Origin of the sequence: Bacillus sp. 37MA (assembly GCF_000372765.1) — a bacterium.
GTDB lineage: Bacteria > Bacillota > Bacilli > Bacillales > Domibacillaceae > Domibacillus > Domibacillus aminovorans.
Genome location: NZ_KB889752.1, coordinates 1294954 through 1317803, shown reverse-complemented (window position 1 = coordinate 1317803; position 22850 = coordinate 1294954). Strand labels below are relative to the sequence as shown.

At 37.9% G+C, this 22850-nt stretch carries 23 protein-coding genes, 2 pseudogenes and 1 riboswitch; of the genes and pseudogenes, 20 read left to right on the top strand and 5 right to left on the bottom strand.

The window, feature by feature from the left end; translation table 11 throughout:
- The first annotated feature begins 404 nt into the window (after positions 1-404).
- On the top strand, positions 405-3020 hold the full coding sequence (ppsA, locus tag A3M5_RS0107440) for a phosphoenolpyruvate synthase (RefSeq protein WP_018393136.1): 2616 nt from the start codon (positions 405-407) through the stop codon (positions 3018-3020).
- A gap of 394 nt (positions 3021-3414) precedes the next feature.
- Positions 3415-4008, top strand: coding sequence for a YdeI/OmpD-associated family protein (locus A3M5_RS0107435; RefSeq protein ID WP_018393135.1), 594 nt, complete (start codon positions 3415-3417; stop codon positions 4006-4008).
- A gap of 569 nt (positions 4009-4577) precedes the next feature.
- Here A3M5_RS0107435 and A3M5_RS0107430 read toward each other — a convergent pair.
- The 4 genes from A3M5_RS0107430 to A3M5_RS0107420 are packed head-to-tail and all read right to left on the bottom strand — an operon-like array spanning position 4578 to position 5452.
- Positions 4578-4823, bottom strand: a complete 246-nt coding sequence (locus A3M5_RS0107430; RefSeq protein WP_018393134.1) for a hypothetical protein — start codon at positions 4821-4823, stop codon at positions 4578-4580.
- A gap of 17 nt (positions 4824-4840) precedes the next feature.
- The gene (locus A3M5_RS25750; protein ID WP_231373271.1) at positions 4841-4990 is read right to left on the bottom strand and encodes an HNH endonuclease; all 150 of its coding nucleotides are present in this window, start codon (positions 4988-4990) and stop codon (positions 4841-4843) included.
- Entirely contained in the window at positions 4977-5204 is a 228-nt protein-coding gene (locus tag A3M5_RS26810) for a DUF8602 domain-containing protein (protein ID WP_502685409.1), read from the bottom strand. Before A3M5_RS26810 ends, A3M5_RS25750 begins: the two co-directional genes overlap by 14 nt.
- Entirely contained in the window at positions 5204-5452 is a 249-nt protein-coding gene (locus tag A3M5_RS0107420) for a hypothetical protein (RefSeq protein WP_155894682.1), read from the bottom strand. Before A3M5_RS0107420 ends, A3M5_RS26810 begins: the two co-directional genes overlap by 1 nt.
- 209 nt (positions 5453-5661) lie before the next feature.
- On the opposite strand from A3M5_RS0107420, the gene A3M5_RS23680 reads away from it, so the two are divergent.
- The 13 genes and pseudogenes from A3M5_RS23680 to A3M5_RS22480 all read left to right on the top strand — a co-directional run bounded on the left by A3M5_RS23680 (position 5662) and on the right by A3M5_RS22480 (position 17173).
- Positions 5662-6645, top strand: coding sequence for a recombinase RecT (locus A3M5_RS23680; protein WP_018393132.1), 984 nt, complete (start codon positions 5662-5664; stop codon positions 6643-6645).
- Positions 6590-7159 (top strand): HNH endonuclease, encoded by a 570-nt coding sequence (locus A3M5_RS0107410; protein WP_155894681.1) that lies wholly within the window; start codon positions 6590-6592, stop codon positions 7157-7159. The genes A3M5_RS23680 and A3M5_RS0107410 overlap by 56 nt, the downstream gene beginning before the upstream one ends.
- Positions 7160-7651: 492 nt before the next feature.
- Entirely contained in the window at positions 7652-7828 is a 177-nt protein-coding gene (locus A3M5_RS25290; protein ID WP_018393129.1) for a hypothetical protein, read from the top strand.
- 197 nt (positions 7829-8025) lie between these two features.
- A complete protein-coding gene (locus tag A3M5_RS26075; protein WP_018393128.1) occupies positions 8026-8955 on the top strand; it encodes an EVE domain-containing protein in 930 nt (309 codons plus the stop codon).
- An 86-nt stretch (positions 8956-9041) separates the two neighbouring features.
- The gene (locus A3M5_RS26070; protein ID WP_018393127.1) at positions 9042-9500 is read left to right on the top strand and encodes an AAA family ATPase; all 459 of its coding nucleotides are present in this window, start codon (positions 9042-9044) and stop codon (positions 9498-9500) included.
- Entirely contained in the window at positions 9469-10263 is a 795-nt protein-coding gene (locus A3M5_RS0107385; RefSeq protein WP_018393126.1) for a 5-methylcytosine restriction system specificity protein McrC, read from the top strand. Before A3M5_RS26070 ends, A3M5_RS0107385 begins: the two co-directional genes overlap by 32 nt.
- 6 nt (positions 10264-10269) lie before the next feature.
- The gene (locus A3M5_RS26600; RefSeq protein WP_082193959.1) at positions 10270-10356 is read left to right on the top strand and encodes an Arm DNA-binding domain-containing protein; all 87 of its coding nucleotides are present in this window, start codon (positions 10270-10272) and stop codon (positions 10354-10356) included.
- 75 nt (positions 10357-10431) lie between these two features.
- On the top strand, positions 10432-10581 hold the full coding sequence (locus tag A3M5_RS26595; RefSeq protein WP_157723835.1) for a tyrosine-type recombinase/integrase: 150 nt from the start codon (positions 10432-10434) through the stop codon (positions 10579-10581).
- 101 nt (positions 10582-10682) lie between these two features.
- Complete coding sequence (locus A3M5_RS0107380) at positions 10683-12962, top strand: ATP-binding cassette domain-containing protein (protein WP_018393125.1); 2280 nt, start codon at positions 10683-10685, stop codon at positions 12960-12962.
- A 54-nt stretch (positions 12963-13016) separates the two neighbouring features.
- A complete protein-coding gene (locus tag A3M5_RS0107375) occupies positions 13017-13634 on the top strand; it encodes an HAD family hydrolase (RefSeq protein ID WP_018393124.1) in 618 nt (205 codons plus the stop codon).
- Between the two features lie 487 nt (positions 13635-14121).
- A pseudogene (locus A3M5_RS24560) lies at positions 14122-14325 on the top strand (VWA domain-containing protein); the annotation flags it as partial.
- Positions 14326-14902: 577 nt separating this feature from the next.
- Positions 14903-15169: a restriction endonuclease FokI C-terminal domain-containing protein gene (locus tag A3M5_RS26805; protein ID WP_502685415.1), complete on the top strand. Its 267-nt coding sequence runs from the start codon at positions 14903-14905 to the stop codon at positions 15167-15169.
- 30 nt (positions 15170-15199) lie between these two features.
- Entirely contained in the window at positions 15200-17173 is a 1974-nt protein-coding gene (locus A3M5_RS22480; RefSeq protein ID WP_018393121.1) for a helicase-related protein, read from the top strand.
- A 448-nt stretch (positions 17174-17621) separates the two neighbouring features.
- Here A3M5_RS22480 and A3M5_RS0107355 read toward each other — a convergent pair whose 3' ends face one another.
- On the bottom strand, positions 17622-18329 hold the full coding sequence (locus A3M5_RS0107355) for an IS6 family transposase (RefSeq protein ID WP_018393120.1): 708 nt from the start codon (positions 18327-18329) through the stop codon (positions 17622-17624).
- A 54-nt stretch (positions 18330-18383) separates the two neighbouring features.
- Here A3M5_RS0107355 and A3M5_RS26065 point away from each other — a divergent pair.
- The 5 genes and pseudogenes from A3M5_RS26065 to A3M5_RS0107330 form a co-directional block, all read left to right on the top strand.
- Positions 18384-18836, top strand: a pseudogene (locus A3M5_RS26065) (recombinase family protein); the annotation flags it as partial.
- The gene (locus tag A3M5_RS26060) at positions 18813-19010 is read left to right on the top strand and encodes a helix-turn-helix domain-containing protein (protein WP_231373270.1); all 198 of its coding nucleotides are present in this window, start codon (positions 18813-18815) and stop codon (positions 19008-19010) included. The pseudogene A3M5_RS26065 and the gene A3M5_RS26060, both read left to right, overlap by 24 nt.
- Before the next feature lie 339 nt (positions 19011-19349).
- On the top strand, positions 19350-19850 hold the full coding sequence (gene tpx, locus A3M5_RS0107340) for a thiol peroxidase (RefSeq protein WP_018393117.1): 501 nt from the start codon (positions 19350-19352) through the stop codon (positions 19848-19850).
- A 356-nt stretch (positions 19851-20206) separates the two neighbouring features.
- A riboswitch (TPP riboswitch) is annotated at positions 20207-20307 on the top strand.
- A gap of 147 nt (positions 20308-20454) precedes the next feature.
- A complete protein-coding gene (locus A3M5_RS0107335) occupies positions 20455-21207 on the top strand; it encodes a 3-oxoacyl-ACP reductase (protein WP_018393116.1) in 753 nt (250 codons plus the stop codon).
- Between the two features lie 82 nt (positions 21208-21289).
- Positions 21290-22597 (top strand): LLM class flavin-dependent oxidoreductase, encoded by a 1308-nt coding sequence (locus tag A3M5_RS0107330; protein ID WP_018393115.1) that lies wholly within the window; start codon positions 21290-21292, stop codon positions 22595-22597.
- The last annotated feature ends 253 nt before the right edge of the window (positions 22598-22850 follow it).

Here is a 22850-nt window from a genome sequence, read left to right as displayed (position 1 = left end):
TTTTGTCATGACTGGAATTTACAAAATGAAGAGAGTTACTTTAAAATATCTTACAAAATATTTATTAGAAAGGATAATAAAAGGGCAGGATAGTTCAATAAGAACCCAACGCAACTTCAGGATTTCCTTAGGCTGCATAGAACCGCTAGGTGACTATGCAGTGATGGAGTCGGCTTGAACCAGGTTTTTTGATGTGACTAATAGTAGCGGGAAATCAAGAAAGAACCTGGACAGTTTTACCAGGTTCTTTTATATTGCACAAAAACAGACACGACGATATAATTAGATTACTACCGCGCCCGTTTACATAGACATAAATATCACATCTTACAATTTAATATTACCACGCCGGTAAGCTCTTGTCAAATGCTTTTTCTCAATTTAATGGTTAGGAGAGATATAGAATGAGTTCTTTGGTTCTCGGTTTTCAGGAAATGGAAAAAACGCAGCTTTTGCTCGTTGGCGGAAAAGGGTTAAATTTAGGGGAATTATCAAAAATTGAAGGAATACAAGTACCAGAAGGATTTTGTGTTACAACAGTGGGATATCAAAAAGCCATCGAACAAAACGAAACGTATCATGCTTTGTTGGATCGACTAACAATGCTAAATGTAGAAGATCGAGATCAAATTGGTGAAATCAGCAGGAAGATTCGACAAATCATTATGGAAGTAGAAATTCCTTCCGATGTTGTGAAAGCAGTTACTCACTATCTCTCCCAGTTTGGTAATGAACATGCTTATGCAGTGCGTTCTAGTGCGACTGCTGAAGATTTACCACATGCCTCTTTTGCTGGTCAACAAGACACCTATTTAAATATCATCGGCAAAGAAGCAATCTTGCAGCATATCAGCAAATGTTGGGCTTCCCTATTTACGGATCGCGCGGTAATCTACCGTATGCAAAATGGATTTGACCACAGTCAAGTTTATTTATCCGTTATCGTTCAAAGGATGGTTTTCCCACAGGCTTCAGGGATTTTATTTACCGCTGATCCGATTACTTCTAACCGAATGCTGCTATCAATCGATGCCAGTTTTGGACTTGGAGAAGCACTGGTCTCTGGTTTGGTATCTGCCGATTGTTATAAAGTACAGGAAGAGGAAATCGTCGATAAGAGGATAGCAACCAAAAAATTAGCTATCTATGGACGAAAAGAAGGCGGAACAAAGACCCAGCAGATCGATCCCGATCAGCAAAAGACTCAAACACTTACTGAACAACAAATTTTACAACTAGCACGCACAGGAAGACAGATCGAAGCTTATTTTGGTTGCCCACAAGATATCGAATGGTGTTTGGTTGATGATACATTTTATATTGTCCAGAGTCGGCCAATCACGACTTTATACCCGATCCCTGAAGCGAATGATCAAGAAAATCACGTTTACGTATCTGTCGGTCATCAACAAATGATGACCGATCCCATGAAACCACTGGGATTGTCTTTTTTCCTGTTAACGACTCGTGCACCCATGCGTAAAGCTGGTGGAAGGTTGTTTGTTGATGTTACACATATGCTGGCTTCACCTGACAGCAGAAAAATGTTATTAGATGCCATGGGACAACACGATCCGCTCATGAAAGACGCACTCATTACCATAATAGAGCGAGGAGATTTCATAAAATATTTATCAAATGATAAGCAAGAACAGAGTTCCGGTAAAAGCAATAAAAGTGTGTCGTCTGCGGATTCTCAAGCACAAATCGAAAACGACCCGACAATCGTTTCTGATTTGATTAAGAGTAGTCAAACATCCATAGAAAAGTTAAAACAAAACATCCAAACGAAATCAGGATCAGATTTATTTGATTTTATTCTAGAAGATATCCAGCAATTAAAGAAGATTTTATTTGACCCACAAAGTTCAGCTGTATTTATGGCTGCTATAAATGCTTCATCATGGATCAATGAAAAAATGAACAAGTGGTTAGGTGAAAAAAACGTAGCAGATACGCTTTCTCAATCTGTACCAAACAATATTACTTCGGAAATGGGTCTGGCGCTATTGGAGGTCGCAGATGTGATTCGTCCTTATCCAGAAGTAATTGATTATTTACAACATGTAAAAGATGATAACTTTTTGGATGAACTAGTTAAGTTTGATGGTGGACAGGAAACCCAAGACGCTATCTATGATTATCTCAGCAAATACGGAATGCGATGTACCGGAGAAATCGATATTACTAAAACTCGTTGGAGCGAAAAACCAACTACACTTGTCCCCGTGATTCTTAGTAATATCAAAAACTTTGAGCCTAATGCTAGCAATCGGAAATTTGAGCAAGGGCGACAGGAAGCTTTGAAAAAAGAACAAGAGTTATTAGATCGATTGAAGCAATTACCGGATGGTGAACAAAAAGCCAAAGAAACAAAACGAATGATCGACCTAATCCGGAATTTCATCGGTTATCGGGAATATCCAAAATACGGCATGGTTAATCGCTACTTCGTTTATAAGCAGGCTTTACTGAAAGAAGCCGAACAACTCGTACAAGCCAACGTTATTCATGAAAAAGAAGATATATACTATCTCACTTTTGAAGAACTTCACGAAGTCGTACGCACAAATAAACAAGATTACCAGATCATCAGCAAACGAAAAGACGAGTACAAATTATATGAAAAACTAACTCCACCACGTGTTATCACGTCTGATGGTGAAATCATTGTAGGTGAGTACAAACGAGAAAATCTCCCAGCCGAAGCTATTGTAGGTCTACCTGTTTCTTCCGGAGTTATAGAGGGACGAGCACGTGTCATCTTAAACATGGAAGATGCTGATCTAGAAGATGGAGATATATTAGTCACCTCCTTTACTGACCCTAGCTGGACACCATTGTTTGTATCCATTAAAGGACTAGTCACCGAAGTTGGTGGACTGATGACCCATGGAGCAGTTATCGCACGTGAATATGGCTTACCAGCAGTTGTTGGGGTGGAAAATGCTACCAAACTGATAAAAGACGGGCAACGAATTCGCGTGCATGGAACAGAAGGGTATATCGAAATATTGTAATGGCTGAATACGTCAAGTAAGAGCCTCTGTCATAATGGACGGCATTAAATGCAACCTGTCATGGATAAAAGGACGGTTACCCTGTTCGTCCTTTTATCTACCCATCTTAGTTAGGTAATTGGTAGTAAATCTATTGCAGTAATGGGATTCTATAGTTCAATAACCAAAAGCCGGTTCTTCCTTCCTTAGCGTAAGGATAATTGGCTTTTCGCTTCCCAAATATGTATTAGCGTACGTTTTTCGCGTTTTGACGTCGCTACCCCTTTAATCAATTTTGCTAAAATGAGTAATAAATAGGGGGATACCATTTAAAGTGACAGAAAGAATTGGAGAAATTGAGAATGTTCATTCTTGACTGTCAGCTGATCGAAAAATTGAAGAGGGGTGTTTCTTGATGACAAATAGTAGAATGAATCCTAAAGTTGATGAATTTTTAAGTAAAGCTAAAAAGTGGAAGGAAGAATATGAGAAGTTGAGAAATATCGTTCTTGACTGTGAGCTGACCGAAGAATTTAAGTGGATGCATCCTTGTTACACGTTTGAGAAAAAAAACATAGTTTTAATACATGGATTTAAAGAATATTGTGCGCTTCTGTTTCACAAAGGTGCCTTGTTACAGGATGCCCATGGGATTCTAATCCAACAAACGGAGAATGTACAGGCGGCGCGCCAGATTCGGTTCACCAATGTTCAAGAAATAGTTGAAATGGAAACCATCTTGAAAGCCTATATTTATGAAGCCATTGAAGTTGAAAAAGCCGGTTTGGAAGTGAACTTTAAAAAGAATACAGACTTCATAATTCCTGAAGAACTTCAAAATAAATTCGATGAAATCCCTGCCTTGAAAACTGCTTTTGAAGCATTGACGCCGGGACGGCAAAGAGCATACATTCTTTATTTTTCTCAACCCAAACAATCCAAAACTCGAGAGTCAAGGATTGAAAAATGTATGCAGCAAATTCTCAATGGAAAGGGATTAAATGATTAGTATATTCGATGAGAAAATAAATTAATCAAACTTTAAGATATTACCTCACTTTGCGTTCATTCGAACGCCTTTTTGGATCGCAGGTAACACTCAATCAAATAATTTAAAATGGAAAAAACAAAAAAGTGATCCGTAGAGTATAAGCAAACTACTGTGTAACAGGTTTACGCATTACCAGCTAAGAAAAGAAAAATACTGCACACAAAAATGTACCCTTTGGCTTTTTGCTGAAAGGTACGCTTTTCTTGAACTAACGGGGGCGTTTGTGAAGTAACTAAAGCCAAATTTCTTAGGGTTGTAAGCAAGAAATTTGGCTTTTTCTTATTTGGATTTCCTTACCGTTGTAAATCTGCATTTTCCTGACGCTACCTCTATGTTAGCTTTATAACTTTTCAAACTCACCCCCGTACCATTTTCATTTCAACTTTTCACTTTTACTAATTATTGTTACTTCTTACTTTTACTTAAAACTTAAACATTTAATTATTCATATTAAATAAGACACCAATCATTCACTAAGCAATGACCAATGCCTTATTGATTACATCCTCTTTATTCATTCCAGTATGCTATTCCTCACAAGTGTCACAATCAATATCTTCATCAGTCGGATCGCCTTGTTCAGCTTCAAACTCAGCCGCATCAAGCTTACCAAGTAGTTCATGAAATTCATTGCCAGCACACTCTAAGACATTCACAATTGACTCTCTCAGCTGTTCATCTTCTGTTGCACCCAATAAATCTTGAAGATACTCTGCAACAATTACAAGGCGGTCTAAACGCTCACACACTTCGTTATACTCATCAAAGGTCATCGTTCATTCTCCTTTGCTCATTGTAGTTCTCTGTAAACCTGTCTATCTTTTGTACCTTTAATGTTGTGACATGACTGACATAATGACTGAAGGTTATCCAGTGACAGCCGCAGTGACCAATCAATCTTAATCGGTATAATATGATCGACTACATCAATCGGTGTCACTTTGCCCTCTCTGCTCACACAATGGATTAATGCCTCTCTTGTAGGCTCGTAGCTTTCTCCACTCAACACTCACATAAAAGGATTGTTCCTTCACATCTGTTCTGTCTTGCTTATACTGTCTGTGTCTATTCTTACTGTGACTCTCACAATATGAATCATGAGTTAAGTTAGGACAGCCAATCGTGTTGCATTTGCGTGGTGACTTTTTTGGCATCACACATCACCCTGTTGCATCTCATCAATCTTCTCACTCACTAAACGCATGACCGTCTTTGCTGACTGTGACTGCACTAATGAATCGTTATCCACTATTTCAACTGAAGCCAGTTGCTCAAGTATATCTGCTATCTCATTCATTCTGATGGCTGTCTCAAGCACACCAGAACCATCTGTAACGTCTTTCATGCGGTGATAGCACTCTAAGTATTCACGACCTAATGCTACAATCTCTTGCATGGTCATACGCCCCCACCATCCTGTTCTTCTTTATACTGCTGAACCAATGCTCTATGCTTATTCACTAACAACTGAATCTGTTCTTCTGTCTCTCTCACTTGCCGCCTTTAATTACATGGTTGTGGTGCAAAGTTATATTTTTAAGTGCGGCGAAGTTTTTAACATCAAAATGAAAAAAAGGTGCTTCATCCACAATTAAAAAGGAGGTTGTCAAAATGACAACAACAAAAAAAATTACATTCACGTCAGATCAAAAATCTTTAATTTGGACTACTAAGTTAGATACTGAAAATGCAAACCAGGCTGATGCGAAAGTGTTTGTAGAGCTTTGTGAAAGCTATGGATTAAATCCATTTGAAGGGGACATTCTTTTTCAAAAATGCGAAACGCAATATGGCCCGCGTGTTCAGTACACTGTTACTCGGGATGGTCATTTGAAATTCGCCATGAAAGATCCAAACTTCATCAATATCCTATCTTGCGTTGTCAGAAAAAATGATGTGTTTAAGGTGGATGTTTTAGAAGGTGTTCCGGTTCATGAATTTAGTGCTGAATGTGGTGAAATTGTTGGCGCTTGGTGTGTCGTTAAGCATAAAGTGCGTGGCAATATGTTCGTCAATGTTGATTTTGATGAATATTTCAAGGCGTTTAGCCCAAAAAGTCCAGTATGGAAAGCAATGCCTTCAGCGATGATTGAAAAAATCGCGATGGTTCAAGGATTACGTCGTTCATTCCCACTAGGAGTTCAATTCTGTTCAGAAGATGAAGTAATTGATCTTTATGAAGATGTGAATACGCCTGAGGAGAATGCTGACCAGACAAAAGAAGAAAATCTTCTCTTAATGAGCGTAGAAGAATTTGCTAAAACACCTCAAGCCGCTGTGCTAAAGGATTCCCCGAAAGTGGAAGATAAAGCGGAACAAAAGCCGACTGAGAAACCAAAACGTAAAACTAAAACTGCCGCAGAGAAAAAAGCGGAAAAAGAAGCTAAAGAAGCTAACGAATTAAAAGCTGATACTGCAGCAAAAATTGAAGAAGGACTAAAAGCGGTACCGACTGTACAACCAGCGCATAACATTATTTCATTCTCTCGTCTTTCTTTATTTGATGCGTGCAGATTTAAATGGTACCTGCGCTACGGTCTTGAAAATAAAAGAAGGAGAATCGCTTTCCCTTGCTTTAGAGAAAGCGGTGCATAAAGCCATAGATTTGAAGCTATGCGGTTTAGATGACAAAGAAGCACTGATTGGCGGCTGGCAAGAAGTTAATTTCTTTCCGTTTGATGTGAAAGAATACCAGCATTTATACGCTCGTGCCAATGTCACTAAAGACGAAAAAGATCATCCTGGTGTTGAAGTGGAGAAACATTTTGTTCTTCCATTAAACGGTGAGGGAAGCCCTCACATACACAGAAGCATTGAATATTTTGACAACCGTATTAGCCGGTATAGTATGAGAAAAGGTAAATGCGAAATCACTGACTGGTTTACTCCAGCGGAACTAGTGCATTGCCATCACTATATACCCCAAAGCTTAGGAGGAACAGATGAATATAAAAATCTGAGAATCTTGAACGAGCCGGTTCATAAACTCATTCATGCAACGGAAAAACAAACGATTAAAAAATATCTTTCTATGCTTAATCTAAAAGATAAAGCTATTAAGAAAGTTAATAACTATCGTAGTAAATGGAACCTGGAACCTATCATATAGGAACTAAGTGAAAAGAGGGAACGCCGTATGCGGGGAAACTCGCACGTACGGTGTGGAGTGGGGGAAAAGGTGGAGATAATATCAAAACTTTACCTATCACTATATTGCTAATGACTGCTCAACAAAAGTTTTTAAAGCGAAAAATGAGTGATTCGTCCACAACTCCCGAAACTTATTTTGCTTGCAGAATGCTTCTAAATGCTACAAATGAAGCAAGTCGTGACGCATTAAAAGACCTCAAGACAGGAAGATTGCTTGATGTTTTTGCGGAACGCCGTATGCAAACACAGGAGTATAAACGGATTAGCTAAACAGAAAGAACAATCGAAAATCAAATAAGGATATGATATCAAACTGAAAAAAGGAGGTCCTTTGGGGTTTCCTTTTTTAATACAAATGAACATTGTGCAAAATTCAAATTTATATTTTATATAAAATGTCTTTAATTCCATTGTAGGCATCCAACATCGAAAAAAAGGGAGGACTTCAATTATGAAAGTCGCTATTAAAAATGAAATCTTTGTCCGTAAATTTTCGGAAGAAGAGGTTAAAAAGAAAATGATCAAAGAAGGTTACTCACTTGAATCTGATTTATGTTGGGCAGACGTTGCGCAGTATTTCCGCGAATGTATTGTGTGCGGTGATTATGTTGACGTTAATGACCAGTAAGAAAATGGATTTGAGTCAATAAATTGGACACAAAACTATACTAACTCTAGTATTGTTTTACACCTGAGTAAACAATTTTTGTTAAAATAGAAAAATAATATATGTTTTAGGGGGCGTTTTCATTAATGGGTAAGTGGATTTTTCAAGGTAATCCAAAGCATTTTGATGTTGATACATATATATGAGAAAACGATGTTGTGGATTGGTCCGTACGTCAGAAGCAATTTATAGATGAAATAAAGAAAGGCGATAATATTTTTATCTGGCGGTCAGATGGTGGTAATAAAAATACTGGTGGGATTATTGCATTAACCGAAGCTGTAACAGATCCGTTCGAAAGTGAAGAGGATTTCAAGGTTCGCTTAAAAATACAAGAACGCCGTCTAACTGCTGAGGAGGGTATGCTATTCCGACATGAATTAAAGGAAATTCCGGATACAATGAAGCTGCAAATATTTAAAATCAGTCAGTTAACGAATTATCGTTTGTCGGATGATGAATACAAACGCCTGTTAAACCTATGGAGTACCCCAGTGGAAGTAAAAGAGAAACTTAATCTTTCTGTGGTTGAAAGATATCTGCATTTGTTTAAAGAAGAGGCCAGACATTGGTTTAAAGAAAATGAAGAATATCTCCATAAAGGTTATCAATTTTTTGAGCAATTTAAACAGAGGGATAACCTAAAGACGCTGGAGTGGGAGGAAATTCAAGAGCTTGGTGAGCATATTAATGCGTTTAGAATGGCTCTTGCGAAGAAGAGAGCATTAGGGAATATGATTGCTTCGATTGAACACTATCGAAATAGCTTCGAATACTTAATATACGGAAACGATCCTATTAATGAGCGAATTGATGGTTTTATATCTGTTGAAAAGTATAAGCTTTTTGGATTTGGTGGTAGTGTGGTAAGTGAACTAATTGGTAACCTGTTCCCTGAAGAATATTGCTTTTATAATCAACGGGATAAGGTAGCGGTTGAAAATATTCTTGGACTGATTCCAAAGTATTCACGTGGTGATAGCTATGCCACAAGATTTTTGAAATTTCAGGAGTGCTTAAAACAAAATGAAATCGTTAAGAAGTATTTAGAAATTGTCAGGAAGCAAACAGATCTTCCAATTTACTAAAAAATTGATCAATTTTTTATTTAAAAGATGGTGTTTTTTATTCCTTTTGTGATAAAGCAATCCATGATCAGGAAAATAATTACTACATGATTATTGACGAAATCAATAGAGGGAACTTATCAAAAATTTTTGGGGAACTCATGATGCTTATTGAAGCGGACAAACGTAGCAAAAAATTTGCTGTTAAGCTTGCTTATAGCGAAGGAGAGGAAACGTTCTATATTCCTAAAAACCTTTATCTAATTGGAACGATGAATACAGCCGATCGTTCATTGGCTATGGTGGATTATGCCTTAAGAAGAAGATTCAGTTTCATTAATGTCGAGCCAGCATTTCATACGACACAATTCAATGACTATTTAATTAGTAAAGGGATCAGTCAAGGATTCATTGATAGAATTGTAACAGGGATTAGTGAAATCAATCAGGAAATTATTAGCGATACGGTCAACCTTGGAGAAGGGTTTGAAATCGGGCACAGTTATTTCTGTCCAACGATTGAAAAGGTTGAAGATGAACAAAAATGGTTTGAACGAATCATTTAAACGTGCAAAGATGCACTGTGAATATGAGGAAATGAGCCATAATATTCTCCACAACCAAATCATTAAATCGACCTTACACTTTCTATTACAAAGTCCAAAGCTGGAGAATACGCTGAAAGATGAAGTTTTACAGGTGTACCATCATTTTGGTGATATTAAATCGATAAAACTGCATAACAGTTTGTTTAGAAAAGTGAAGCTTCATCGAAGCAACCAACACTATCGTTTTGTATTAGATATTTGCCGTTTTCTATATGAGTCTCTACTAATCAATGAGGAAAGTACTGACGAAAAATTTGCGGATTTTGAAAGAGACCCAAAAGCAATGGCAAGATTGTTTGAGGAATTTGTACGGAACTTTTATAAAAAAGAAACCCCACAGTACAAGGTCTACCGTGAAAATATAATTTGGGAGGCAGAGGGTGAGGATTTATTCTACCTTCCAATGATGCAAACGGATATTTCGTTGGAGAATAAAGAGAGAAAAATCATTATCGATACAAAGTACTACCAACACTCTCTAACTCAATATAAAGGGGCACCAAAACTTATTAGCGGAAACTTGTATCAGCTTTTTGCTTATTTAAGTAATGTCAAAAAGGATCGAGAGAAAGAAACACTTGGAATACTGTTATATCCTAAAACAGGCCAGGAATTAAATCTTTCTTATACAGTTAAAGAGTATCCAATTCAGATATATACCGTTGACTTAAATCGGGAATGGCAGTCTATTCATGAGAGGTTGATTAAGATCGTATGTTGACTGTAAATTACCACTAGATATGGATACGGTGCAGATGGAAAACGAAAACAAAAGAAAAAACGAGGGTTTAAAACAAAGAAAGAGGTTCAGTAAGCCTTTACTGAACCGCTCAATGCTGTTAATACAAGTACGTATATTGAGCCATCTACTACCCTATATAAAGAGTACTTGGGCGATTGGTTTATAACAAAGAAAAATAGTAGTGGCATTCAGACAGCAAAAGTGTATCAGAACTATCTTCAAAGTCGAATCATGCCTAGATTGGGCAACTACACCTTATCAAAGTTATCAACAATTCAAATTTCAATCGTTTATTAATAATTTGAATAAAGAGGGCCTAAGCAGCTCGATCATAAAAAAAGTTTGCGAAATTGTAAAGAAGCATAGTAGATAAAAATAAAATCAGAAAGGATAACAAAATGTCAGAAATAAAAGATGAAATCATTTTAAGAGGGCTTAAAGAACATAATTTAAAAAATGTAGATTTAAACATACCAAAAGAAAAAATCATCGTATTTACAGGTCTTTCAGGCTCAGGAAAGAGCTCAGTTGTATTCGATACATTAGCAACAGAAAGTAGAAGACAAATGACTTTGAACTATCCTCTCTATGTCAGAAATCAAATGCCAAGGTACGAAAGACCCCACGCCGATCTTATGCAAAACTTAAGCCCGGTTATAGTAGTAGAGCAAAGACTTATAGGAGGCAATTCCCGCTCAACAGTAGGCACCTATATGGATATAAATCCATTAATTAGACTTTTGTTCTCGAGAATAGGAAATCCATCAATAGGTTTTGCCAACGATTTTTCGAGCCAAAGTTCCTTTGGTAGATGTCCAGAATGTGGTGGATATGGGGAGGTAATTGCGCCAGACCTAAATAAGATTATCGATTACGATAAGTCACTTCGAGATTATGCAGTGAAATTTAAGCCATTATCGCCTTCAGGTTGGCAAGGTAATTGGATGATGACCTGCGGATTATTCGATCCAGGTAAACCCATAAAGGACTACTCAGAAGAAGAACTCCACCTACTATTATATGGTCCCCGAGAAGGTGAAAGAGCCTATGCACCGTTTCACACAAAACATGGAGCTCAAAACGCGGAGTGGGATGGGTTGTTGCCTCGATTTATGCGTCTTTATATAAATAGGGACATCTCAAAACTAAAACAGGTATCCCAAGATGACGTCTTAGCAGTGTCAACACATTCATTATGCCCAACCTGCCAAGGTTTAGGCCTAAACCCAAAGGTATTAGAATGTAGAATAAATGGCCTAAATATCGCAGAATACGATCAATTAGAGCTTCCAGAAATACTAGAAGAACTAAAGAACATAAAAGATCCTATGGGAGAATCTATAGCACAACAAGCAATCCCACATGTAAAACAACTAGTCGACATGGGACTAGGATATTTGAGTCTATCAAGAAAAATGGGCACCCTGTCCGGTGGCGAAGCTCAAAGGGTAAAAATCGCTCGTCATTTAGGGAGCAGTCTAAACAATATTACATACATTTTCGACGAACCAAGTGCAGGACTTCATCCAGAAGAAGTGGATATGTTAATACAAATGCTAAAAAGGCTAAAAGACCAACATAATACTGTAATCGTAATCGAACACAATCTATCAGTAATAAAAGTAGCGGATGAAATAATAGAAATGGGACCAGGAGCAGGTGTAAATGGAGGAGAAGTTGTCTATCAAGGAAAATTAGAAGGACTAAAAAACTCTCCCACCGCAACAGCCCTAAACCACAAGCTAAAAATAAATAAAAATCCAAGGGATATAAAAAGTTATTTTACAATAAACAGAGCAAGTAACAATAACTTAAAAAATATAAGCGTAAATATTCCTAAAAATGTCTTAGTCTCTATATGTGGAGTATCAGGTTCAGGTAAAAGCTCCTTAATGTTGGAAGCGTTCACAGAAAGATATCCAGAAACCATAATGGTAGGACAAGGCGGCATAGGAATCTCCAATCGTTCGACCCTAGCTACATATATGGGAATAATGGATGATATTCGCACAACATTTTCAAAAGAAACAGGACAACCAGCAGGTTTGTTCAGCTTTAACTCCTCAGGAGCATGTCCTATCTGCAAAGGAAAAGGAGTCCTAACGCCAGACGTAGCATTTGCAGATCCGGTGACAATCGCTTGTGAAGCATGTGACGGTACGAGATATTCAGACGAAGCACTGTCATATCGATATCAAGATAAAAATATAGTAGAGATTTTAGATTTAACAATAGACGAGGCTATTAATTATTTTAAAATACCTAAGATCATAAAAAGAGTGCATACGCTAAAAGACGTAGGATTAGGGTATCTGACCTTAGGACAGACGACAAGTTCTCTAAGCGGAGGAGAGATCCAACGTCTAAAACTCGCAAGCCACTTACAAAAAGAAGGACAAATCTACCTAATAGATGAGCCATCCTTAGGACTACACACAGAAGATAATGAAAAACTCTTAGACGTATTTCAAAATCTCGTAAACAGAGGTAATTCTGTCATAATAATCGAACACAGTCTAAACTTTATAGCGGCGAGCGACTGGGTAATAGAATTGGGTCCAGGAGGAGGAAAACAAGGTGGACAAATTATATTAGAAGGTACACCAGAAGAAATGTTAAATGCAGAGACATTGACAGCGAAATGGTTAAAGGATGGAGTAAGAAAACATTTCACTTAATATGAAGAATTAACAAGATCGAAATCACGAAATAAGTTTAAGGAGTTTAAATATATGGACAGCATAATTTTTGATCTAGATGGGACATTATGGGATTCAACAGACACGGTCCTGCTGGCGTGGAATAGTTTGATGAAGGATTACAAGCAAATCAACAGGGACATAACGAAGGAAGATCTTCAGAGTGTCATGGGACTTCAAGTTCCCGAGATAGGAAAAAAACTGTTTCCGGACTTAAATGATCAAGAACGGAATCGATTTTTAGAAGAAAGCTGCCTAGTAGAAAATACATTTTTAGGAGAACAGGGCGGGGTTCTTTTTGACCAAGTAGAAGATGTATTGAGGATTCTTTCACAGAAATATAAGCTTTTCATTGTAAGCAATTGTCAGGATGGATACATTGAAGCATTTTACAAGTTTCATCAATTAGAAAAATACTTCACAGATTATGAAAATCCAGGGAGAACAGGTCTTTCAAAAGGAGAAAATATTAAATTAATCATGGAACGAAATCACTTAACCAAACCTGTCTATGTAGGTGACACGGAAGGGGATCGAAAGGCAGCCCAATTCGCCGGTATTCCATTTGTCTACGCCAAGTACGGATTTGGACAAGTAAATGAATATGATTATGCAATTGAAACCTTTGATGAACTTGTTAAACTATTTTAAACGAGGAGGCCGTTTCTCCAGCTTTGGCAGAAGAAACGCCCCTTGATTACTTATTCCCTCGAACCAACAAAGAATAGCACAAACATCGCTAACGGCAATGATAATCCCCAGGGGAACAAAACCTCAAAGAAGTTTGGATATTAGTTTAATTTATGATGAGTGTTTATTAGTTGATATAGACGTTTCTGTTTATTTCGCTGTTTTACCGATAAAAGACTTTTTTGTTAAGTACAATGAATTAGTTCTCAAATTACAGGAATGTATTAATTAAACAATCGGGCGCGATTGTTGAGCAAGAAGTAAAAGGGTGACTGTTAAATACAAATAAAGTCGTTTAATTCTGCAGCATCGAACACGCATGATACTGTCCTAATTTTCGATGAGAATCCAAAATTAGTGGTTTAATTTTGAGCTAAAAACGAAAATAGACAAAGAAAAAATGATAATAAAGTTGTTTAGTATTATTTGAATCTTCCACTCAACCAATTTTTGGCAATTTGTTGGTATTGGCGATGCTAACTTTGATGTTCTCCGAAAGTTGGATACGATGGAAGGCAGAGTTGTAAATAACGCTAATTTCTTTCACATTGATCATATTGATCAGGTATCAGACGAAGAACTCTATGAGAATTTATTGAATGAGTTCCCTATGTGGTTAAAAGAAGCGAAAGAGAAGCGGATTTTACGATAAGAAAGAGTTATTTACCAATTGTTCTTATCCATTCTTGAAGGTTGGTTGGATGGAAGATAATGCGCTTAATGGCGGAGTTGCTTCGGCTGCTCCGCGTTTTTTTATATACTCTGATAAGAGGTGGAACATATTTGAGTAAAGCAAACCATATTGGAGACATAAAGGATAATTCTTAAAACTAGCACATATAGCAGCACCCATTATCGTTTTAGGACAAGCAATCGGCCATTGGGGGAAAGAAGCTTGTAGGTGGAAAGATCATCAATTCAGTATTTTTACAAAATCGCATTTCTTGGATTTTGTTGAAAAGGAACAATTGCATCAGTGACTATCCGGGACCCTTTATTCATTATTAAATCGACTCTTGGGATCTTATTATATATGTTGTGTCGATGGATGAACCGGCAATTAAAGAATTGATGAAAAAAACAGAAAGTGTAGAAGAAAAAGCAAAACAACTGAAGGAGCAGCAGCTCAATCCCGATCAATAATTAGTAAAACAAAACTGTACCTGAGCTCAGTCTGGTACGGTTTGTTCATCTGTCGCTCAAGTAATGAGCACAATTTTTCTGTCTAGATAATTGTAGACGCTCCAGTCGGTCATCATGCAGTACATCCTGATGTTTTTGTCGAATCACCTCAAAACTATTCGGGAATAATTGATACCAAAGCGTATAGAAGTTATTCAATAAGTAATGACCATAGAAATCGTATGGTTAATAATTACATAACGACTTATCGAAATAGCCACAACAACCTGGAATTTTTCATGTATGTAGCTGATGGTTTCGGCAGCAATATTTCTAATCAAATCCAAAATATTTACAGTAGAACAGGAAGATAACGAAGAAACACTGAAAAGGAGCCCAGAAACATGGCCATTACCCAGCAGGAGATTGACGCGCGGCACGAGAAAGCGGTCATGCGCACGAAGCAGCATATTGAAAGCAACCTAAAACAGTACTTGGAAACAGAAGAAAACCCTCGTTTTCAAGAGTACTTGAGCAAGCAAAAAACTTTTCTGGAGGGGGTTTGGCAAAAAAAATGGCGAGAAATGCTCGTCAGTTCTTTCAGCGGGGACGAAAAAGCCGCTTATTTAAATGAAACGGGGCGATCGCCGGGCCAAATCAACCGGCTGTTTTACCGAGCGCTCGAGGATTTCCGTCCTTTTAACGGCTATGAGTGGGCAAAAAGCGAATACAAAGATAAGTGGAGCCAGCTGGCGAAGAGTACTCCGTACAAAGAAAAGGAAAGCCGGAAATCAAAAGGAAAAGAACGAGAGCGGCTTGTCCTTTCCCCGCGTAAAACAAGGGCACAAGCTGAACAAGCAGAACGGCAAAAGCGCCTTTCTTATATTTTTGGAGAAGAATACACACCGGCGCCCTTGCCGCATGTCCAGTATGTCGTTCACGTGGGAGATACAAACACAGGGAAAACATATACCGCGCTGGAAGAATTGAAAAAGCGAAAAAGCGGTTTGTATTTGGCGCCGCTTCGACTGCTGGCGCTGGAAGTATACGAAAAGCTGAACCGGGAAGGCGTATTATGCGACATGAAGACCGGGGAGGAAGAAAAACGAACAGAAGGCGCAAGCCACGCTTCCTGTACGGTAGAAATGTTCGAAGAAAAAACACCCTATGATATTATTGTGATTGATGAAGCGCAAATGATTCAAGACCGAGAACGCGGATTTCATTGGTTTCGCAGCATTACAAGAGCGCGCGCAAAAGAAGTGCATATTATCGGCAGCCCGAATATGAAAAACTTGGTGCTCGGCTTGCTGGGCGAAGAAGCCAATGTGGAAGTGCGGCATTACAAACGGGAAACCCCGCTCATTGTCCGCAACAAGGTGTTCCGGCTCAACCGTATTCAAAAAGGAGATGCGCTCGTCGCTTTTTCAAGAAAACGGGTGCTGCAGCTTGCCGCTAAGCTCGAAGATGACGGACACGGAGTCAGCGTCATTTACGGCAACATGCCGCCTGAATCACGTCAGCGTCAAATGGAAGATTTTGTGTCCGGAAAAACGCAGGTGGTCGTCGCGACTGATGCGATTGGCATGGGACTGAACTTGCCGATTCGGCGGATCATTTTAATGGACAGCCACAAGTTTGATGGCGTACGCCGGCGTATATTGACAACGCAGGAAGTTAAACAGATTGCCGGACGCGCTGGGCGCCGGGGTCTTTACGATCAGGGAGAAGTGATTTTCATGGAAGACCGGAAACGAATGAAGCAGCTGCTCGAAGGAGGCGATGCGCCGATTCAAATGTTTACCATCGCGCCTACCCGAAGTGTGCTCAAGCGTTTCCTGCGCTATTATCAAGACCTCGACACGTTTTTTTCACTTTGGGCGGAATTTACACCGCCGAGAGGAACTCAAAAAGCATCGCTTGCTCAAGAAAAGCTGCTTTACGGACTTGTGAAAGGAACACCAATTGAAGATCGCCTGTCGATGGAAGAACTGTACAGCTACTTGCAGATGCCGTTTTCTGCTTACGAAAAAATGCTCTCAGACCAATGGAAACTGGCGCTTGCATCATTGATCGGCGGCACTGCCATGCCGGAGCCGGCTATTCAAAAAGGGAGTCTCGAGAAGCTGGAGCTGTCTTACAAAGCGGTAGAACTTCATTTAATGTTTTTATACCGGCAGGATCAAATCACCGAAGCGTATTATTGGGAGCGGGTAAAAAAAGAGCTGGCGGATGATATTCACCAGTGGCTCGATCAAAACATGAAAACATTGAATAAAGCATGCAGCCGGTGCGGCAGACAACTGGACTGGGATTACCCGCACGGTATTTGCCAACAGTGCTATGGGCGTATGCAGGAGAATTGGTACGAGATGTAAGTGGTACGGTAAAGAAGGCCCTATGTAAAAGACAAATAAAAATCGGTGTTTTCTGCTTTTGTTTGGGTAAATACAAGTAAGAATGCAGGAGAAGTCAGGGAAAACCAGCAGCTGCTAATCAAAGCGATAGTCAATCAATGACTTGGAAAAGGAACTTGTCCAAGTATAGGTTCCAGATCTGTTGGAACAATTGAGAAATGGATGAATTGATGAAAGGCTTTTACTCACAAAAAAAAGTAGTTCAACCGCTCTTAACCAAGAGCGGTTGTTTATGGTTTTTTTAAATTTTGTTCTTCTTCAATAGCAATTTATACAAAAGAGACAGGGATTTCTCCCAGATAGATTTTTAAGACCTGCTGTGCAATTGAAATTGGATAATTAACTGGTTCTGGTGCAAATAATTGGGGAAGATATAAAGAGGCGAAAAGTTTCCTAGTGGAATCTGGTCTTAAGCAGCAATTCCAAATAGTTGATGGATGAATTTCACTTGATTTTGGACAGACTTATCCCGTAAAACAAATTGCCCTTTTTTTACCATATGCATAGCTTCTATTCCAGAAATAATGGACGTTGCTGTGCGAAAAGATTTCAATCCTAACATCGACCGAACTCGCTTTTTAATAAACCGATGATCTTGTTCCACTATGTTATTGAGATATTTCACTTGCCTTATTTGGATGCCTAATGGCATCTTTTTTTCTTTTCTCAATTCTTCAAGGGCTATAGGGTAAGCCGGATTCTTATCGACTGTCACGACACGAGGCTCAGAATTATGAAAAGACTGCAAAGCTTTCTTGAAGAACCGCTTTGCAGCCTTGTGATTTCTTGTTTTGCTTAGGTGAAAATCGATGGTATTTCCTTTCGAATCAATAGCACGATACAGGTACATCCATTGACTTTTTACTTTGATATAGGTTTCATCGACTCTCCAAGAGTCATTGGTTTGCTTGAGATGACGACGGATTCGTTTGTCTAGTTCAGGACCATACTGATGAACCCAACGTATGATCGTTGTATGAGCAATGGATAAGCCCCGTTCCTCCATCAATTCCACCAAATCCCGAAAGCTCAAGTTGTACCGTAGGTACCATCTTACTGTTTGTAAAATAATATCATGATGATAATGTTTCCACTTGAATAAATGTTGCTTTTCCATACTGATCACGCACCTTTTTTAGAGTAATAGTATCAGTATTTCCAAGATTTAAAGATGATTTGCAACTGTCTTGAAGTTTTTGCACCAGAACCAAAAAGGAGAAGTCAGATGGGGAAAGTTTATGGATATGCTCGTGTGTCAGCTGCACACCAAGATTTAGAAATACAAATCGATGAATTGCAACGATACGGGGTGGATGAATTGTTTTGCGAAAAGATGTCAGGCAAAAATGTGAGTGATCGTACAGAATTTAAGTGACTTCTTGATGTGGTGCAACTAGGTGATACGGTTGTGGGTTATAAGCTGGATCGAATGGGACGGTCCATCTCTGACGTGTTGAAAACTTACGAATCATTTACTGAGAGGAGCATTCATCTAGTGTGCATTAACACCCATAGGGGCAACGACATGATGACAAAAGCCATGGTCACGCTTTTGGGATTGTTTGCGGAAATGGAACGAAATTTCATTCATGAAAGAACAATGGCAGGCAAGATTAGAGCGAGAGAAAACGGGGTAAAGTTTGGACGGAAAGGGAAAAGCAAGGATCTAGTAGATCATGCGATTGAGCTTTGGCAAACGGGTGAGTATACAATTAAGCAGATCGAGAAAAAGACGACTGTAACAAAATCAACGTTATATCGTGAGATTGAAAAGCGTGGGTTAATTAGAGAAGCTTGAGGTCTTTTGTTTTTATTAGCTGATTAGCGACAATAAAGTTGTTTCAATGCTATAAACTCGCATAACACCGTCCGCAAATGTGGGCGGTGTTAAATAAAGTCGTTTAAAAAACGTCAGTCATGCCTATTCAACAATCGGGCCATATTCTTGAATAGGAGAAAGAATTATTAGAAGGTGAATCGAATCTCTAAGTTATTCAACTTGGCAGTTTTTTCGTTAATGAAGCAGTCATTTTGACAACAATGACAAAAAACTTAAAATAATACACAGAATAAATTGATGATTCTAAATAGTTGAGCTATATTTGCACTGTACATATTTTTAAGGGAGGAATTAAAAATGGTTAATTTTACGTGGAAAGGAAATCCAGTAACACAAATAGGAAACGACGTAAAGGTTGGAGATAAAGCTCCTGAGTTTACAGTACTAGCGAATGACTTATCACCTGCTACACTCGCTGAGTCAAAAGGGAAAGTTCGTTTAATTTCTGTTATACCATCTATTGATACTCCTGTTTGTGATGCACAAACACGTCGTTTTAACGAAGAAGCTTCTAAATTAGGTAATGTACAGGTTCTTACTATTAGCGCTGATTTACCGTTTGCACAGAAAAGTTGGTGTGCAGCAAATGGTATTGAGAATGTACAAACATTATCAGATCATCGTGATCTTTCATTCGGTGAAGCATATGGTGTTGCTATCCAAGAACTTCGCTTATTAGCACGTGCTATTTTTGTTGTTGATACAAACGACAAAGTAACATATGTTGAGTATGTAAATGAATCAACAGACCACCCAAATTATGAAGCAGCATTAGAAGCAGCTAGAGCAGTATTATAAACAAGTAGAGTTATTTTTGCAGCTCATAAGCATTTTTCAATATATCGCAATCGGGCGCGATTGTTGTATAACCTATAGATTTAAACGACTTTATTATTTTTTAATCGACTATATTTTTTAAACAACTTTATTATCATGAAACATTAGCACCCGACATTAAGTGAATGCCAGGGTGCTATTCCCCTTTTTCGGGGGATGTGCAAAAACACCCAAGTTTTTTATAATAATACTATAGATTAGTTATGAAAGAAGATATAACATGTTAATTTTAGAATAACAAAGTTATAGAAATACTTTAACTAGCCATATTTCCTTGACGTAAATTTCTAAAAACTATATATTGAATATAACTTAAATATATGCACTAGGGGTGTTATTTAACTGAGATGAGTATTACCTCAAACCCTTTGAACCTGAACTAGCTGAAACTAGCGTAGGAAAGTGTAAACTCTAATACATACTTAAAGAGCGATTATGCCTTATTCTTAATATGTAGTTATTTGTTTTTACGCAACTTTCCTATGGGAAGGTTGCGTATTTTTTATTTTATCTATCATTTTATTATTTAAGTTTCATCAAAATTAAAAATATAGGAGTTGTTATGATGACTAGAACAGTATTAGTAACAGGTAGTAGTAGAGGTTTAGGAGCAACTATTGTAAAGACATTGGCACAACAAGGATTTCAAGTGGTTATCAATTACTATAAAAGCAAAGATGCTGCTGAGAAGCTCGTTTCTGAGATTGGTGAAGAGAATGCTATTGCAATTCAGGCTGATGTAACAAATCGTAAAGAAGTAGATAAATTGATAAAAAAAGCAACGGAATATTTTGGTCAAATAGATGTTGTAGTCAACAATGCATTAGTAGACTTCAAATTTGATCCAAACAAACAGAAAACCTTCACAGAACTCACTTGGGATGATTATCAAAAACAACTAGATGGTACTTTAAAAGCAGCATTTAATGTAGTTCAAAGCGTCATACCTCAATTTATTGAACGACAAAATGGAAGTATTATAAGTATAGGTACTAATTTATATCAAAATCCTGTTGTACCCTACCACGAATATACAACAGCTAAAGCTGGATTAATAGGTTTTACACGTAATATCGCTTCTGAATTAGGACTATATGGTATAAAAGCGAATGTAGTTTCAGGTGGATTATTAAAAACGACTGACGCCAGTGCTGTTACAACACCAGAAGTATTCGATTTAATTGCTCAATCAACGCCATTGAAGAAGGTGACCACACCTCAAGATGTAGCCAATATGGTCGCTTATTTATCTTCGGAAAATGCGAACGGTATTACAGGTCAAAATTTCACAGTAGATGGCGGTTTGACAATGAACTAATAGCTTAAATTACCATAGATAATCCTTCAAAAAAAGGAGTATACAAGACAATTAATAATGATGTATTTTGAGGTGTAAACAAATGAAAAAAACTAAAGAAAAAAAACTACACTTAGGTGTTTTGCTGTATGGTTGTGGACACCATCAAGCTGCTTGGTTAATGCCTGACTCAAGCGTTGAACGTATTGGAGACATTTCTTATTACCAATATTTAGCACAGTTATCAGAAAAAGGTTACTTTGACGCAGTATTCTTTGCTGATAATCAATCATTTCAAGGTAAAGATTCTAGTGATATGCCAGCATTTTGGTTTGATCCAGTAGTCAATTTAACTGCTATTTCTCAAGTGACAAATCATGTGGGATTAGTTTCAACAATTTCAAGTACTTTTTCTAATCCTTTCACAGCTTCACGACAACTATTAAGTTTAGACCATATTACAAAAGGACGTGTTGGTTGGAATCTCGTTACGTCAATGACTGATTTAGAGGCGTTAAATCATAGTATGGAAGAACTACCTTCTCATGACAAACGCTATGAGAAGGCAGATGAATTCGCTGCTTTAATGAATAAGTTATTTCTTTCATGGGACAGTAATGAGTTTCTACATCATCGAGAAGAAAGAAAATTGATAAATCCTTCAAACATTCAGCCTTTTAATCACGATGGTACCTATTTTAAAGTGTATGGCCCATCCACTACGCCAAAAAGTCCGCAAGGCAAACCAGTATCAATGCAAGCAGGGGCATCTAAACAAGGCATTGCATTAGCCGCAAAATATGCCGATGCAGTCTATTCAGTGTCGTGGAACTTAAAGCAAGCAAAAAAATTTCGTGAAAAATTAGATGAACAAGTTAAACAAAGCGAAGACAGCAATAGACATATTAAAGTATTTCCAGGCTTAGTAACCTATGTAGGTCATACTCATGAAGAAGCTTTAGCCAAAAAAGCAGCATTAGATGAGCAATTACCTCTTGAAACAGCTTTAAAACAGTTGAGTTTCTTTATTCAACAAGACTGTTCTAATTGGGAAATTGATAAAGAAGTACCTCAATTACTCCCAGTAGAAGAATTTACTGGTCCAGTTGGACGTTACGAAACGATACTAGAAATTATTAATGATACACAACCTACAGTAAGAGAATTATTAGGATATCTTAATGCAGGCGGTGGACATCACACGCTGATAGGTACACCCGACGAAATTGTGGATCAGATGGAAGTCTGGTTTGAAGCTGGTGTGGCTGACGGATTTAATCTTATGCCTCCTACATTACCCGGTAGTTTAGAAGACTTTGTTGAACTAATTGTTCCTGAAATGCAAAAAAGAGGTATTTTCAGAAAGAAATATGAAGGTCATACCTTCCGTGAACATTTAGGATTAACATAATAAATCTGGTTCTGGTGCAAATAATTGGGGAAGATATAAAGAGGCGAAAAGTTTCCTAGTGGAATCTGGTCTTAAGCAGCAATTCCAAACATATTATTAAGAAAAAATTAGATATTCAAAACCTCATTGAAAAGTTTGAATTGATAGCTTCATATGATGATGGTGGACAAAAGCATTACCTTGTGATTGAAGATAGAGAACGAGAGGGCGATTGGACACTGATGAAATATTCAGACAGCCAATGGTCCCTTCA

Coding starts and splice junctions, on each gene's coding strand:
- A3M5_RS0107375 (WP_018393124.1), top strand. CDS start 13,017: ATGGACAGCATAATTTTTGATCTAGATGGGACATTATGGGATTCAACA.
- A3M5_RS26060 (WP_231373270.1), top strand. CDS start 18,813: ATGGCAGGCAAGATTAGAGCGAGAGAAAACGGGGTAAAGTTTGGACGG.
- A3M5_RS0107430 (WP_018393134.1), bottom strand. CDS start 4,823: ATGACCTTTGATGAGTATAACGAAGTGTGTGAGCGTTTAGACCGCCTT.
- A3M5_RS26810 (WP_502685409.1), bottom strand. CDS start 5,204: ATGCCAAAAAAGTCACCACGCAAATGCAACACGATTGGCTGTCCTAAC.
- A3M5_RS25290 (WP_018393129.1), top strand. CDS start 7,652: ATGAAAGTCGCTATTAAAAATGAAATCTTTGTCCGTAAATTTTCGGAA.
- A3M5_RS22480 (WP_018393121.1), top strand. CDS start 15,200: ATGGCCATTACCCAGCAGGAGATTGACGCGCGGCACGAGAAAGCGGTC.
- ppsA (WP_018393136.1), top strand. CDS start 405: ATGAGTTCTTTGGTTCTCGGTTTTCAGGAAATGGAAAAAACGCAGCTT.
- A3M5_RS0107335 (WP_018393116.1), top strand. CDS start 20,455: ATGACTAGAACAGTATTAGTAACAGGTAGTAGTAGAGGTTTAGGAGCA.
- A3M5_RS0107380 (WP_018393125.1), top strand. CDS start 10,683: ATGTCAGAAATAAAAGATGAAATCATTTTAAGAGGGCTTAAAGAACAT.
- tpx (WP_018393117.1), top strand. CDS start 19,350: ATGGTTAATTTTACGTGGAAAGGAAATCCAGTAACACAAATAGGAAAC.
- A3M5_RS0107420 (WP_155894682.1), bottom strand. CDS start 5,452: ATGACCATGCAAGAGATTGTAGCATTAGGTCGTGAATACTTAGAGTGC.
- A3M5_RS26070 (WP_018393127.1), top strand. CDS start 9,042: ATGATTATTGACGAAATCAATAGAGGGAACTTATCAAAAATTTTTGGG.
- A3M5_RS0107435 (WP_018393135.1), top strand. CDS start 3,415: ATGACAAATAGTAGAATGAATCCTAAAGTTGATGAATTTTTAAGTAAA.
- A3M5_RS0107385 (WP_018393126.1), top strand. CDS start 9,469: ATGAACAAAAATGGTTTGAACGAATCATTTAAACGTGCAAAGATGCAC.
- A3M5_RS0107355 (WP_018393120.1), bottom strand. CDS start 18,329: ATGGAAAAGCAACATTTATTCAAGTGGAAACATTATCATCATGATATT.
- A3M5_RS0107330 (WP_018393115.1), top strand. CDS start 21,290: ATGAAAAAAACTAAAGAAAAAAAACTACACTTAGGTGTTTTGCTGTAT.
- A3M5_RS23680 (WP_018393132.1), top strand. CDS start 5,662: ATGACAACAACAAAAAAAATTACATTCACGTCAGATCAAAAATCTTTA.